Source organism: Acidimicrobiales bacterium (genome assembly GCA_035536915.1).
Lineage (GTDB): Bacteria > Actinomycetota > Acidimicrobiia > Acidimicrobiales > JAHWLA01 > JAHWLA01.
The window spans coordinates 34,992-48,274 of record DATLNE010000030.1; the positions used below are offsets into that span (position 1 = coordinate 34,992).

Below are 13,283 nucleotides of genomic sequence, written 5' to 3' on the forward strand. Positions count from 1 at the left end.
GACATCATGAGCAGCCCGGTCCTGACCGCTGCTCCCTCCGACACGGTGGCCGCGGCAGCAGGCGCCATGGCCGAGCACAAGGTCGGCTCCGTGGTGGTGTGCGACGCCAACCGCCCCATCGGCATCCTCACCGAACGCGACCTCGTCGACTTCGCTGCGGCCGGGGCCGACCCGTCCACCACCAAGGTCTCGGAGTGGATGACGGAAGCGCCCGAGTCGGTGACGCCCGACACCGACGTGCACCAGGCCTGGGACCGCCTGGCGTCGATGGGCTACCGCCACTTTCCTGTGGTGGAGGACGGCGAGCTGCGCGGCGTGGTGAGCATGCGCGACCTCGTGCGCATTGCCCAGTTGCAACCGGTCACCCACCCTGGCCACCTCGAGGCACCGAAGGGGCTCGAAGGCGTGATCGTGGCCGAGACGTCGGTGGGCGACGTGCGCGGGACGGAAGGCTTCTACCACTACCGCCAGTACAACGCCGTGGAGCTGTGCGAGAAGCGGTCGCTGGAAGACGTGTGGCACCTGCTGTTCGAAGGCGAGTTGCCCACCGCGTCGGAGCGGGCAGCGTTCGTCGACGAGGTGCGGCCGCTGCGTGCCGTGCCCGACGAGGTGAAGTCGCTGTTGCCGGCCATGGCGACCAGCGGGCGGGGGCCACTCGACGGCCTGCGCACGGCCGTCTCCGCGGTGGCGCAGGCCGAGGGGTTCCAGCCCTCGCTCGACGTCGACGCGGCCACGCTGCGGCGCAACGCCCTGCGCATCTGCGCGGTGATCCCCACGTTGGCCATGGCGTTGTACCGGCTGGGCCGCAGCCTCGAACCGATCGACCCGCACGCCGACCTCGGTTACGCCGCCAACTACCTCTACATGATGGACGGCGTCGTGCCCGGCGCCGACGAGGCGCGCGGCGTGGAGCAGTACCAAATCTCGACCATCGACCACGGCTTCAACGCCTCGACGTTCACGGCGCGGGTCATAACCTCGACCGGGGCCGACCTGGGCGCGGCGGTGACCGGTGCCATCGGTGCGCTGTCGGGACCGCTGCACGGGGGCGCGCCGTCGCGGGCGCTCGACATGCTCGACGCCATCGGCACCCCCGACAACGCCGATGCGTGGATCCGCGATGCCGTGCTCAACGGGGGCCGCATCATGGGCTTCGGCCATCGCGTCTACAAGACCGACGACCCCCGCTCGGTCATGCTGCGCACGGTGGCCGAACGCCTCGGCGGCGACAAGGCCGACTTCGCCAAGAAGGTCGAGCAGACGGTGGTCGACGTGCTGGCCGAACTCAAGCCCGGCCGTCACCTCTACGCCAACGTCGAGTTCTACGCGGGCGTCGTCATGGACCGCTGCGGGCTACCTCGCGAGATGTTCACGCCGACGTTCGCCTCGTCGCGGGTGATCGGCTGGTGCGCCAACATCCTCGAACAGGCGGCCGACAACCGCATCATCCGACCCTCCGCCCGCTACGTCGGCCCACCGCCGCCCCAGCCCGTCCCCGACGCCGACGCCGTATGACAGTCACCGTCGCCGAGGAAGCAACGCCGGAGCTGGTCGACGCCTTCGCCCGGCTGGTGCCGCAGTTGTCGACATCGTCGCCCCCGCCGGGCAAGGACGAGCTGGCCGAGATGATCGGGGCGCCGGGCACGTCGGTGCTCGTGGCCCGCGACGGCGACGAGATCCTCGGCACCCTCACGCTGGTGGTCTTCCGCATCCCCACCGGCCTGCGGGCGTGGATCGAAGACGTCGTCGTCGACTCGGCGGCCCGGGGCCGTGGGGTGGGGGAGGCGCTCACCCTCAAGGCCATCGACATCGCGAAGGAGGCGGGCGCCAGGACCGTCGACCTGACGTCCCGCCCCTCTCGTGAGGCGGCCAACCGGCTGTACCAGCGGCTGGGCTTCGAACTGCGGGAGACGAACGTCTACCGCTACGACGCCGACCGCTGAGCGAGGCCTGCCACGTAGGTGGCGAAGCGGTCGAGGCTGCTCTGCATGCCTGCCTGGGCCTCGGGGGTGCGGTACATCTCAGGCACGTTCGTCTGGTGGGTGGTGCACTCGGTGCGGCCGTCGCCGAGGTCGACGAAGGTGGCCGAAGTCGTCATGCCGCCTTCGACGTCGGCCTCGCTCCACACCAGCTTCTCCGGAGGGTCGATCTCCACGAAGACGCCGTGCATGGTGTACTCGGCGCCGGTGGCGTCGTCGACCATGATCGTCTTGAACACGCCGCCCGGGCGGAGGTCGACGGTGATGTTGTCGATCGGCGTGCTGGAACCCACCGGGCCCCAGAAGTGGGTCAGGTGCTCCGGGGTTGTCATGCACTCGAAGACCAGTTCCCGAGGGGCGTCGTAGATGCGGGTGATGGTGACTTCGCCGAGGTTGCTCATCGTTTTTTGCCTTTCTTTTGGATGTTCCGTAGGTGCGCTTCGAGTTGGTCGAACCGGTCCTGCCAGACCCGCCGGTGGCGCTCGATCCAGTCGATGGCCTCGCCCAGCGGCGCCGCTTCGAACCGGCAGGGCCGGTACTGGGCGTCGCGGCCCCGGGTGATCAACCCCGCCCGCTCCAGCACCTTGAGGTGCTTGGAGATGGCCTGCAGGGTCATGTCGAACGGTTCCGCCAGTTCGTTCACCGTGGCCTCGCCGTCCGCCAACCGGGCCAGGATGGCTCGGCGGGTGGGATCGGCCAAGGCGGCGAAGGTGATGCTGAGTGGGTCGTCTGCCATCTATGTTTAACCATTCAGTTGATCAACTGATGAGTTGAATATCGCGCTGCTGCAACGGGATGTCAAGCCCCTACACTCCGCGCCATGGCACCCAAGCCTGCTGAAGTCGTCCGCTTCCTGGCCCGTAGTACCAAGCGCATCGCCGTCACCGTGGTGGGCGGAGTCTTCGTGCTCGGCGGCCTCGCCATGCTCGTGTTGCCCGGCCCCGGCTTCCTCGTCGTCGTGATCGGCTTCGCCATCCTCGGCACCGAGTACGCCTGGGCCGCGGCGGCCTTGGAGCGCACCAAGGAGACGGCCGAGAAGGCGTCGAAGGCGGCCAAGCGCACGGCCAAGGCCGCCGGCCGCCGAGTCAAGCGGAGCCGGTAAGCTGCTCGCCGTACACGGCGTCGATGATGCTCGGCGCCTGCCAGATCCGGTAGCGCGACTGGCCCGTTACTTCCACGAGGATCCCTCGATCCTCCAAGGCCCGGATCGCTTTCTGCGCGGTGGGGTTCGTCACCTCGAGGAAGCGCTGCGCCATCGCAGCCGTCAGGTATGGCTGGCTGAGAAGCGTCTCCGCCAGCCGCACGGCGTTCACCGACGCCCGCGAAGCGAGGAGCCCCTCCCGCAGCGAGCGCTGGAGGTCCACCAATCGGACCGCCCGTTCCTCGGCGTCACGCGCTTGGACGGCGATGGCCGTCAGGAAGAAGTCGAGCCACGGCCCGAAGTCCCCCGTGCGGCTGACGGCGAGCAGGCGGTCGTAGTACGCGGAGCGGTGCTCCTCGAAGTACGCCGATACGTAGAGCATCGGCCACCGAAGGATGCCCCGCGCCGCGCACACCAACGGCACGAGCAACCGGCCGATGCGTCCGTTGCCGTCGAGGAACGGGTGGATCGCTTCGAACTGGTAGTGCGCCAAGGCCAGCGTGACCAGCGCGGGGAGGTCGTCTTCGTGCAGGAACCGTTCGAGGTCGGCGAGCAATGCTCCGAGCTCTTCCGGCGGCGGGGGCACGAAGGTCGCCGTGGTGAGCGTGCACCCCGGGGCGCCGATCCAGTTCTGCGTCTTGCGGAACTCGCCTGGCGCCTGGTGCCCGCCCCGGACCCCGTCGAGCAGGATGGCGTGCATCTCCCTGATGAGGCGGAGGCTCAAGGGGAAGTCGACCAGACGCTTCATGCCGTGGTCGAGGGCGCGCTGGTAGTTCCACACCTCGCGGACGTCGCCCCGGGCGTCGTCGTCGGCCTCGAACTTGAGGAGGTCGTGCACCGTTGCCTCCGTTCCCTCGATGCGCGAACTGAGGACCGCTTCCAGCCGCACGTAGGGTCCGAGGAGGACCATGGGATCGGGGATCAGGCGGCTCGCCCCCGCCAGTCGGTGGACGCCCGCGACTGCTTCCTCCAATCGCTTGACTGTCAGCGACGAGTAGCCGATGACGCGGGGGAGGCGCTCCGGGTAAAAGGCGTCGTAACCCTCCAGCGTCCGGCGGATCACGCCCCGGCTGGTTGTGGCGAACGACGAGCGGTCCACGACTTCGGCCCCTTTGAAAGCTTGCTTTCCAAGACAGCGACTTAATGAAAGGGTACACCGGTTTCGTTTCCTTAGCCGGGGAAGCAGGTTAGGGGTGTTGCCTTACCGCCGCTACAGTCGGCGGCCGTGCCGCGGCTCTTCACCACCTACGAAGAGGCCTGGTCGCACTTCGAGGGCGTCCAGGAGATGGAGAGCTTCGCCGACCAGTACCCCGAGGGCGACGCCTACCTCATCACCTGGTACATCCCGGTGGCCGCCGAAACCGTGCCCGGCATCATCGAGCTCCAGGGCACACTGACGGCCATCGACGGCATGGTGCCCATCCCGCCGGAGCGCCTGCACGTATCCGTCGCCCCGGCCAGCGTCACCGAACAGCCCGACCCCGAGCTCGAGGCGGACCTGCTGCACCATGCCCGACAGGCGTGGGCCGACACCCCGCCGTTCCCCATCGAGTTGGCATGCGTGAACGGCTTCCCCACCGCGGTGGTGGCCGAGGTGCACGGCCCCGGCCCCGCCCGCCTGCTCGACCGGCTGTTGGAGAGCGGCTACTGGCGCGGCCTGCCGTGGCGGGCGCCCAACCGCGACATCTTCCTGCCCCACCTCACCGTGGCCATCTCCACCCGGCGTCGCCCGGCCGACGAGGTGCGGGAGGTCGTCAAGGCGCACCGTCACGACCACTTTGCCGACCTGACCGTCGACACCATCGAGCTCTGCCGCGTGCCCGTCGCCCGCAGCCGCCTGCTGCAGCCGTGGGAGGTCGTCGGCCGGATAACGCTTAACGCCACCTGAGACTAGATTCAGGCACCGCCTGGGCCGCCCCCGCCCGGGAAGGGAAGGAAGCTGTGGCCGAGAGCATCACCATCACAGACAACCGGACGGGCCAGTCCTTCGAGATCCCCATCGACAACGGCGGGGTCTCCTCGGCGGAGTGGCGCAAGGGCCTGCCCGACCTGTTCTTCTACGACCCCGGCTTCATGGCCACCGCCGTGTGCGAGAGCTCCGTCACCTACCTCGACGGCGACGAGGGGATCCTGCGCTACCGCGGCTACCCCATCGAGCAGTTGGCCGAGCACTCCACCTACCTGGAGGTGGCCTACCTCCTGATCCACGGCGAGCTGCCCGACAAGCAGCAGCACGACGCCTGGGTGAAGGAGATCACCTACCACACGTTCATCCACGAGAACGTACGGAAGCGCTTCCTCGAAGGCTTCCACTACGACGCCCACCCCATGGGCATGCTCGTCTCCGCCGTCGCCGCCCTGTCGACGTTCTACGCCGATGCGAAAGACATCCACGAGCCCGCCAGCCGCGAGAAGCAGATCGTCCGCCTCATCGCCAAGATGCCGACGATGGCGGCGGCCTGCCACCGCTTCAGCGTCGGCATGCCCTTCGTCTACCCCGACAACTCGCTGGGCTTCACCGCCAACTTCCTGTCGATGATGTGGAAGATCGCCGAGCCCCGCTACGACGCCAACCCTGCACTGGCCCGAGCGCTCGACATCCTCTTCATCCTCCACGCCGACCACGAGCAGAACTGCTCGACCACGGCCATGCGCACCGTCGGCTCGGCCCACGCCGACCCCTACTCGGCCACCGCGGCAGCAGCCGCTGCGCTGTACGGTCCCCGCCACGGCGGCGCCAACGAAGCGGTCATCCGCATGCTCACCGAGATCGGCACGGTCGACAACGTGCCCGACTTCATCAAGTCGGTGAAGGAGGGCAAGGGCCGCCTCCAGGGCTTCGGCCACCGGGTCTACAAGAACTACGACCCCCGGGCGAAGATCATCAAGAAGGCGGCCGACCAGGTGTTCGAGGTGACGGGCACCAACCCGCTGCTCGACATCGCCCTCAAGCTGGAAGAGGTCGCCCTGGCCGACGAGTACTTCGTCTCCCGGCGCCTCTATCCCAACGTCGACTTCTACTCGGGCTTGATCTACCAGGCCATGGGCTTCCCCATCGAGATGTTCCCCGTCCTCTTCGCCATCCCCCGCACGTCGGGCTGGCTGGCGCACTGGATCGAGTTGCTCGACCAAGACCAGAAGATCTACCGCCCCCGCCAGATCTACGTCGGCGCCGAAGCACGCGACTACGTCCCGATGGGCTTGCGCCAGGCCTGACGGGGTGCCGTCCGCGGGGGAGGCGTACCGACAGCTTGCTCCTGCCGTCCTCGGCTACCTCCGCGCCCAGCGGGCGCCCGACCCCGAGGACCTGCTGGGCGAGGTGTTCGTGCAAGTGGCCCGCGACCTGCCCCGCTTCTCCGGTGACGACGCCGCGCTGCGCCGTTGGGTGTTCGCCATCGCCCACAACCGGTTGCTCGACGCTCGCCGCCGGGCCGAGCGCCGCCCCCAGATCGCTTCGACGGCGGTGCCCGATCGGGCCGCACCGCCCGCCGTCGACAACCTCGACCCCACCCTGGTGCGAGCCCTCGGCACGCTGACCGCCGACCAGCGAGAGGTGCTGGTGCTGCGTTTCGTGGCCGACCTGGCCTTGGAGGACGTGGCCCGCATCACCCACCGACGGGCGGGAGCGGTCAAGGCCCTGCAGCACCGGGCGCTTGAGGCGCTGGCCCGGGCCCTTGGCCCCACCTGAAAGAAATGCTCGTCTGCCCGTATCCAAACCGGCCGTGCCGACGCTTACCACATCGATGACCGAGCACGACGACCTCATCTCCCGACTCCGCAACCTGGCCGAGGGGCCCGTCGACGAGGGGCTGGCCGAGCGCCACCTCGCCGCCATGGGCAATGCCATCCGCACCGGCCCCGTCGTCCGTCCCCGCGGCCGCATGGTGGTCGCCGGCGCGCTGGTCACGGGTTCGCTGCTTGGCACCGGCGCCATGGCGGGCGCGGCCACCGGCTCGCTCCCCTCCGTGGTGCAGGATGCCGCTCATCGCGCCATGTCGAAGGTGGGCGTCGAGGTGCCCAAGAGCAAGGCGGCCGAAGCCAAGGCCAAGGCCAAGGCGGCCAAGCAGCAGCGGGCCGAGGCCGACAAGGGCCAGGGCAACTCGGCCAACACCGGTCCCGCCCGTTTCACCGCCGACTGCACCAACGTCGACGGCACCCCGTTCACCGGCAACCACGGCGACTACGTGAGCAGCCACCCCGACGACCCCGCCACCCCCGACGTCAACGAGCGCGAGGTGGCAGCCCAGTCGCAGTGCGGCAAGCCCGTGCAGGCGGGCACGCCCGGTGGCGGTGCCCAAGAGCACAAGCCCGCCGATGCGGGCAAGCCTGCCGACACCGGCAAGGACGACGACCGCACGGCTCCCACCGGCAAGCCCGCCGACGCAGGCAAGCCCGACACCTCGGGCAAGTCGGTCGAGCGCAGCAAGCCGACGACGACCACCACCGTCGCCGAGGACTGAGGCCCGTCGGGACCGGCCGGTGCCCCTCGCCGGCCGGACCTCGGCTCAGCCCTTGTAGCCCACCGGCAGGTGGCGGTCGCCTTCGACCAGCCGGTAGTACACCTGCCAGTGGTAGTAGCCGTAGTAGGCCCGCTCGTTCGCCTTCATCTGCTCGGCGTAGGCGGTGACGGCCCGCACGTAGCGCTGGCTGCGGTTGTAGTTGAACAAGGCGTTGGCCATGTTGTCGGGTGCGCCGTTGCGCTTGAGCAGCCGGGCGGCGGCCAGGATGGCGTCGCGGTTGGAGTTGATGTCGCCGCCCTGGCCGTACTGCTCCCACGTGGCGGGCATGAACTGCATCGGCCCTTGCGCCCCGGCCGAGCTCGTCCCCCGGATGCGCCCCATGCGGGTCTCGCTCAGGTGGATGGCGGCCAGGTACTGCCATGGCACCCCGACCTGGCGCTCCGCTTCGCGGTAGTAGCCGAGCAGCTCGTCGGCGGGCGCGGGCGCCACGATCTCCCACGGGGGCAGCGCCGTACGGGGCTTGGTCAAGGCTCGCAACTCGATCCCCGCTGTCACATTGGCCCGCACCGTGGCGCGCAGCTCGGCGGGCACGGCGGCGGCCACTTGGTCGAGCCACTCGGGCTTCTCGGCCACGGCCCGGTAGGCGACCTGGGCTTCGTGCGCCGCTCGTTCCAGGGCGGCGGGGGGCGTGGCCGGGTCGCGCACCGCCGCTTCGGCCGCGGCGACCTGGGCCGCCAGCCCCGCAGGCGAGGTGGCGGCCACGGGTGGTCCCGGCGGCAGCGTGGTGGTGGTCGTCGACGAGGTGGTGGTGGTCGCCTCGGTCGTCGTAGTGGTCGAGGGCGGCGTGGCGTCGTCGCCGTCCGACGAGCACGACGCCACCACCAAGCCGAGCAGTACCAGGAGCCGCCGCATGTGCATCAGGGTACGACCGGGTCGAACCGGTACAGGCCACCCTCGAGCGACAGGACGTAGAGCTCGCCAGCCGCGTCCTCGGCGAACGACACGGGCTGGGGCACCTCCAGGTCGAGCGATCGCACCTTGCCGTCCTGCAACCCCTGGATGCGGCCGACGCAGGTGTCGGCGAAGACGTACGTGCCGTCGAGCAACGCAGCGAGCCGCGCTCCCCGGTACACGTAGCCGCCCGCCACCGCGCAGGCGCCGCCGTCGAGGGAGTAGTCGTGCACCGGCTCCACCGCGCCGGGCGGCCGTTCGCCGCCCCGGAAGGCGTGCGTGCCCTCCCGCAGCGGCCAGCCGTAGTTCTCGCCGCCCTTCGATCCGGCGCGCACCACGTTGACCTCTTCCCAGGCGTTCTGCCCTACGTCGCCCAGCCACAGGTCGCCGGTGCGCCGGTCGAACGAATAGCGCCACGGGTTGCGCAACCCGAACGCCCACACCTCGCCCCGGGCGCCCGGGCGCCCCACGAACGGGTTGTCGGCGGGGATGCCGTAGGGCTGCCCACCCGACGGCCGCGGGTCGATGCGCAGCATCTTGCCCAGCAGGCGGCCGAGGTCCTGGGCGTTGCCCTGCGGGTCGCCGCCGCTGCCGCCGTCGCCCAAGCCGATCCACAGCTTGCCGTCGGGGCCGAACACCAGGTTGCCCCCGTTGTGGTTGGCGAAGGGCTGGTCGACGAACAGCAGCTCGCGCCCGGCGCCGCCGCCTCCCTCGTATTCCACGATGCGGGTGTCGCCCCCCTTGTCGGTGTAGTTCACGTAGAGGAACCGGCCGTCGGGCGACCAGGCCAGGCCCAACAACCCTTGTTCGCCGCCCTGGGAGACCTGGCTCGACAGGTCGACCACAGGCTGCGGGTCGACGCGGCCGTCGACGAGCTTGCGCACCCGTCCCGTCTTCTCGGCCACGTAGAAGGCCGGGTCGTCGCGGCGCACGGCCATGGCCACCGGCTTGTCGAGGGTGGCCACCTTGGTGAGGACGGCCTTGCCGGGGGGCGCAGCCGGCGCCGCCGCGGTGGACGACGGCGACCCTGGGCCCGGGGTTGGCGCCGGCGGACGTTCGCCGTCGCTCGCACACGACGCCAGCAGCAAGGCGATTCCGACCAGGAGGGAGCGACGCATCAGCACCAGGCTACGGGACCACCCCGATCGTGCTATTTCGCAAACCACCCGGCCGTCGGGTTCAGTCCCCACGCGTGCGCAGCCGATGGCTCAGGAGGCAGCACGGCGCGGCGTGCGATCGTGGCGACGAGAGGGGGCCTGACGAGTGCAGGCAAAGAAGGCGACGGGGAGGGCGTTCCACGCTCCGACGACCCGCGTCTGGATGCTCAACGCCGCACTCGTGGCGGCCGCACTCCTGGTCTTCGGGTTTTCGACGCGGCATCAGGACGTCCTGCTCACCGGTGAGTTCAAGGTCGCCCCGTGGGTCGTGGCCGTCTTGTTCCTTGTGGCCGAGATGTCCGTTGTGCACATCGTCTTCCGTCGGGAGAGCTACTCGTTCTCGCTGAGCGAGATACCGCTCGTCCTCGGCTTGTTCTTCCTCCTGCCGTCCCACCTGGTGGCTGCCCAGCTCGTCGGCGCAGGCATCGCCCTCGGGCTGTGGCGTCGCCAGCCACTGATGAAGCTGTGCTTCAACCTCGCCCACATGGTCCTCGAGACGTGCCTGGCGGTGAGCGTCCTGCGAGTGCTCGACAGCACGCCCGACCCCTTCACGCTTCGCACCGCGGCGGCGGCGGTGGCGGCCACGACGGTGGCGGCGGCCGTGTCCTCGCTGTCCATCTGCATCGCCATCTCCCTGTACGAGGGACGCCCGCAGACCGACAAGCTCGCCACGTCGGTGCTCGGCGCCTTCCTCTCGGGCGCCACCAACGCCAGCCTCGGGCTCATGCTGCTCGTGCTGTTCTGGGTCGACCCGGGCACGGGATGGCTGACGGTGGCTCCCGCCGCCGTGCTGCTCGTCGCCTACCGGAACCTCACCCAGAGCCGCGAGAAGCAGGACGGGCTGGAGTTCCTCTACCAGGCGTCGCACATCCTCCACCGCGGCATTTCGCTCGACGAGCGCATGGTGCAACTCCTGACGCTCGCCCGCGAGACGTTCCACTCCTCGGTGGCCGAGCTCATCCTCGAACCGGTCCGCGACGGCGACCGGGGCCTGCGCACGGCGGTAGGCCCGGGCGACCAGGTGCACAGGCTCGACCCCTTCGACCTCGATGCCGTCGACCTCGACGCCGTCACCTTCAAGCCCGGCTCGGCCATGGTCGCCACCCTCGACGGCGAGCACCGCCGCTTGGGCACCATCGTGATCGCCGGTCCCAGCGCCGCCCAGGGACGCTTCTCGTCACGCCAGTTGCACCTGTTCGAGACGTTCGTCAACCACGTGACGGTGGCCTTGGAGAACGGCGTGCTGGAGACCTCGCTGGCCCAGGTCACCGAGCTCAAGGAGGAACTGCGGCACCAGGCGTTCCACGACGAGCTCACCGGGCTCGGCAACCGCTCGTTGTTCGTCACCGAACTGGAGGCGGCGGTGGCCGACGGCGTCGCCGTGTTGTTCGTCGACCTCGACGACTTCAAGACGGTCAACGACACCCTGGGCCACGCCGCGGGCGACGAGCTGCTCGTGCATGCAGCCGAGCGCCTGCGCCACTGCCTGCGCCCCGGCGACGTGGCGGCCCGGTTGGGCGGCGACGAGTTCGCCGTGCTCATCGGCGGAAGTTGTCCCGACGACGACGCCGTGCGGGTCGCCCAACGGCTGCTCGACTCGTTGGGCGAGCCGTTCACCGTGCAGGGCGAACTGGTGCACGTCGGCGCCAGCGTCGGCGTGGCCACCACCACGGTGGCCACCAACGCCGACGACTTGCTGCGGCATGCAGACGTCGCCATGTACACGGCCAAGGTGCGAGGCAAGAACCGCTGGGAGGTGTTCGAGCCCGCCATGCAGCGCGCCGTCGCCGCCCGCCACGCGGCCAAGACGCAGATGCAGCGGGCTATCAGCCGCGGCGAGTTCCTGCTGCACTACCAGCCGATCGTCGACTTGTGGGACGGCTCGATCATGGGCGCCGAGGCGCTGGTGCGGTGGTGGCACCCCGAGCGCGGGCTGCTGCCCCCCTCGGAGTTCGTGCCTGCTGCCGAAGACCTCGGCCTCATCGGGCCGTTGGGCCGGTTGGTCTTGGAGCAAGCGTGCGCCGAGGCGCGGGCGTGGCAGCGGGCCTACCCGCGGCCAGTGCCTGTCGCCGTCACCGTCAACGTGTCGGCTCGCGAGTTCCAACAGCCCGACTACGTCGACGCCACCCTCGCCGTCATCGCCGCCTCGGGCGTGGCGCCGGGCAGCCTCATCCTGGAGATCACCGAGAGCGCCATGGTCGACGGGCCCAAGGGCGCGGGCGACAAGCTGCGGGCGCTGAAGGCGGCGGGCGTGCGCTTGGCCATCGACGACTTCGGCACCGGGTACTCGTCGCTGAGCTACCTGGAAGAGCTGTCGATCGATGTGCTCAAGATCGCCAAGCCCTTCGTCGACGGGCTCGCCACCGCTCGCAACCGCCCGGCGCTGGCGCAGGCCATCGTCAACCTGGGCGACACCCTCGACCTCGAAGTCATCGCCGAGGGCGTTGAGGACAACGACCAGGCCGACGCCTTGCGGGCCATGGGGTGCCGGCTCAGCCAGGGCTACGTGTTCGCCAAGCCGGTCGACGCCGTGACGCTGCGGCGCATGCTCGCCCGCGGCGCGGTCGACATGGCGGGCCTGTCGGTGACGATCGCCTGACGCAAGCCGTCAGACGAGGCGGACCAGCCCCTCCTGCACGACGGAGACGACGAGCCTGCCGTCCTGGGAGTAGATGTGCCCTTGCGCCAGGCCGCGAGCGGCGTGGGACGACGGGCTTTCCTGGTCGTAGAGCAGCCACTCGTCGGCTCGGAAGGGGCGGTGGAACCACATGGCGTGGTCGAGGCTGGCGCCCATGAGCCGGGGGTCGCCCCAACTGATGCCGTGGGCCAGGAGGATCGAGTCGAGCAGCGTCATGTCGGACGCGTAGGCCACCACGCACGCGTGCAGCAGCGGGTCGTCGGAGAGGGTGCCGTCGGCCCGGAACCACACCTGTTGTGCGGGGGTTCGTGGCCCTCGCTGGGCCCGCGGCGGGTCGTCGGCGTGCCGGGTGTCGATGGGCCTCGGGCGGGCATACCAGTCGCCCATCTCCTCGGCCCACGGCGCGTGGCGCTCTTGGAACGTCGGGAGCGTGTCGGGGTCGGGGGCCTCCGGCATGGGCTGTTGATGGTCGAGGCCGTCCTCGGCGACATGGAAGGACGCCGACAGGTTGAAGATGGCCTGCCCGTGCTGGATGGCGACGACCCGGCGGGTGGTGAACGACTTGCCGTCGCGGATGCGGTCGACCTCGTAGAGGATGGGCACGTCGGGGTCGCCTGGGCGCAGGAAGTAGGCGTGCAGCGAATGCACGAACCGGTCGGGCTCCACGGTGCGCCCGGCAGCGACCAAGGCTTGCCCTGCCACCTGGCCACCGAAGACCCGCTGGCGCTTCTCGTCAGGGCTCTGCCCCCGGAAGATGTTGACCTCGATGGGCTCGAGGTCGAGGAGCTCGACGAGCTCGTCCAGTGCCTTCGTCACCGGCCCATCCTCGCGCGGGCCGGGCGTCGCCCAGCCGGCCGTCCCGGGGGGCGCCGTCCGGGGGCGGAGGGGGGATGAACCGGTGAGGGGACGGACACCGGTAGCCTCGCCCGGGTGTCCGTGACCACCCCGATCGCCACC

The 13,283-nt window shown here is 70.0% G+C and carries 14 protein-coding genes; 8 read left to right on the forward strand and 6 right to left on the reverse strand.

The window, feature by feature from the left end:
* The first annotated feature begins 6 nt into the window (after nucleotides 1–6).
* Nucleotides 7–1,515 carry a citrate synthase gene (locus VM938_07460; GenBank protein HVF74870.1) on the forward strand — a complete coding sequence of 503 codons (1,509 nt, stop codon included), beginning with the start codon at nucleotides 7–9 and terminating at the stop codon, nucleotides 1,513–1,515.
* Nucleotides 1,512–1,943 carry a GNAT family N-acetyltransferase gene (locus VM938_07465; GenBank protein HVF74871.1) on the forward strand — a complete coding sequence of 144 codons (432 nt, stop codon included), beginning with the start codon at nucleotides 1,512–1,514 and terminating at the stop codon, nucleotides 1,941–1,943. Before VM938_07460 ends, VM938_07465 begins: the two co-directional genes overlap by 4 nt.
* On the opposite strand, the gene VM938_07470 is transcribed toward VM938_07465, so the two are convergent.
* Both VM938_07470 and VM938_07475 read right to left on the reverse strand, forming a co-directional pair.
* Nucleotides 1,925–2,380: an SRPBCC domain-containing protein gene (locus tag VM938_07470; protein ID HVF74872.1), complete on the reverse strand. Its 456-nt coding sequence runs from the start codon at nucleotides 2,378–2,380 to the stop codon at nucleotides 1,925–1,927. The genes VM938_07465 and VM938_07470 overlap by 19 nt on opposite strands.
* A complete protein-coding gene (locus VM938_07475; GenBank protein HVF74873.1) occupies nucleotides 2,377–2,715 on the reverse strand; it encodes a metalloregulator ArsR/SmtB family transcription factor in 339 nt (112 codons plus the stop codon). Before VM938_07475 ends, VM938_07470 begins: the two co-directional genes overlap by 4 nt.
* Before the next feature lie 84 nt (nucleotides 2,716–2,799).
* On the opposite strand from VM938_07475, the gene VM938_07480 reads away from it, so the two are divergent.
* Nucleotides 2,800–3,081, forward strand: coding sequence for a PGPGW domain-containing protein (locus tag VM938_07480; GenBank protein ID HVF74874.1), 282 nt, complete (start codon nucleotides 2,800–2,802; stop codon nucleotides 3,079–3,081).
* On the opposite strand, the gene VM938_07485 is transcribed toward VM938_07480, so the two are convergent.
* The gene (locus VM938_07485) at nucleotides 3,065–4,219 is read right to left on the reverse strand and encodes a Fic family protein (protein HVF74875.1); all 1,155 of its coding nucleotides are present in this window, start codon (nucleotides 4,217–4,219) and stop codon (nucleotides 3,065–3,067) included. The two genes, VM938_07480 and VM938_07485, sit on opposite strands and share 17 nt — an antisense overlap.
* A gap of 126 nt (nucleotides 4,220–4,345) precedes the next feature.
* Between VM938_07485 and VM938_07490 the strand changes: the two genes are divergently transcribed.
* The 4 genes from VM938_07490 to VM938_07505 are packed head-to-tail and all read left to right on the forward strand — an operon-like array spanning nucleotide 4,346 to nucleotide 7,580.
* Nucleotides 4,346–5,008: a 2'-5' RNA ligase family protein gene (locus VM938_07490; protein ID HVF74876.1), complete on the forward strand. Its 663-nt coding sequence runs from the start codon at nucleotides 4,346–4,348 to the stop codon at nucleotides 5,006–5,008.
* 53 nt (nucleotides 5,009–5,061) lie between these two features.
* Nucleotides 5,062–6,336 (forward strand): citrate synthase, encoded by a 1,275-nt coding sequence (locus tag VM938_07495; GenBank protein HVF74877.1) that lies wholly within the window; start codon nucleotides 5,062–5,064, stop codon nucleotides 6,334–6,336.
* A gap of 4 nt (nucleotides 6,337–6,340) precedes the next feature.
* The gene (locus tag VM938_07500) at nucleotides 6,341–6,808 is read left to right on the forward strand and encodes a sigma-70 family RNA polymerase sigma factor (GenBank protein ID HVF74878.1); all 468 of its coding nucleotides are present in this window, start codon (nucleotides 6,341–6,343) and stop codon (nucleotides 6,806–6,808) included.
* 34 nt (nucleotides 6,809–6,842) lie between these two features.
* A complete protein-coding gene (locus tag VM938_07505) occupies nucleotides 6,843–7,580 on the forward strand; it encodes a hypothetical protein (protein ID HVF74879.1) in 738 nt (245 codons plus the stop codon).
* A 45-nt stretch (nucleotides 7,581–7,625) separates the two neighbouring features.
* On the opposite strand, the gene VM938_07510 is transcribed toward VM938_07505, so the two are convergent.
* Together VM938_07510 and VM938_07515 are read right to left on the reverse strand one after the other, a co-directional pair.
* The gene (locus VM938_07510) at nucleotides 7,626–8,492 is read right to left on the reverse strand and encodes a transglycosylase SLT domain-containing protein (GenBank protein ID HVF74880.1); all 867 of its coding nucleotides are present in this window, start codon (nucleotides 8,490–8,492) and stop codon (nucleotides 7,626–7,628) included.
* Nucleotides 8,493–8,497: 5 nt separating this feature from the next.
* Nucleotides 8,498–9,649: a PQQ-dependent sugar dehydrogenase gene (locus VM938_07515; GenBank protein ID HVF74881.1), complete on the reverse strand. Its 1,152-nt coding sequence runs from the start codon at nucleotides 9,647–9,649 to the stop codon at nucleotides 8,498–8,500.
* Nucleotides 9,650–9,794: 145 nt separating this feature from the next.
* Here VM938_07515 and VM938_07520 point away from each other — a divergent pair, with 145 nt between their 5' ends.
* On the forward strand, nucleotides 9,795–12,287 hold the full coding sequence (locus tag VM938_07520; protein HVF74882.1) for an EAL domain-containing protein: 2,493 nt from the start codon (nucleotides 9,795–9,797) through the stop codon (nucleotides 12,285–12,287).
* Between the two features lie 9 nt (nucleotides 12,288–12,296).
* On the opposite strand, the gene tesB is transcribed toward VM938_07520, so the two are convergent.
* Nucleotides 12,297–13,142, reverse strand: coding sequence for an acyl-CoA thioesterase II (tesB, locus tag VM938_07525; protein HVF74883.1), 846 nt, complete (start codon nucleotides 13,140–13,142; stop codon nucleotides 12,297–12,299).
* Between the last annotated feature and the right edge of the window lie 141 nt (nucleotides 13,143–13,283).

Bases quoted from the DNA above. Each gene is read 5' to 3' on its own strand.
- VM938_07465 (HVF74871.1), top strand. From the start codon at position 1,512: ATGACAGTCACCGTCGCCGAGGAAGCAACGCCGGAGCTGGTCGACGCC.
- VM938_07470 (HVF74872.1), bottom strand. From the start codon at position 2,380: ATGAGCAACCTCGGCGAAGTCACCATCACCCGCATCTACGACGCCCCT.
- VM938_07460 (HVF74870.1), top strand. From the start codon at position 7: ATGAGCAGCCCGGTCCTGACCGCTGCTCCCTCCGACACGGTGGCCGCG.
- VM938_07510 (HVF74880.1), bottom strand. From the start codon at position 8,492: ATGCGGCGGCTCCTGGTACTGCTCGGCTTGGTGGTGGCGTCGTGCTCG.
- VM938_07475 (HVF74873.1), bottom strand. From the start codon at position 2,715: ATGGCAGACGACCCACTCAGCATCACCTTCGCCGCCTTGGCCGATCCC.
- VM938_07480 (HVF74874.1), top strand. From the start codon at position 2,800: ATGGCACCCAAGCCTGCTGAAGTCGTCCGCTTCCTGGCCCGTAGTACC.
- VM938_07515 (HVF74881.1), bottom strand. From the start codon at position 9,649: ATGCGTCGCTCCCTCCTGGTCGGAATCGCCTTGCTGCTGGCGTCGTGT.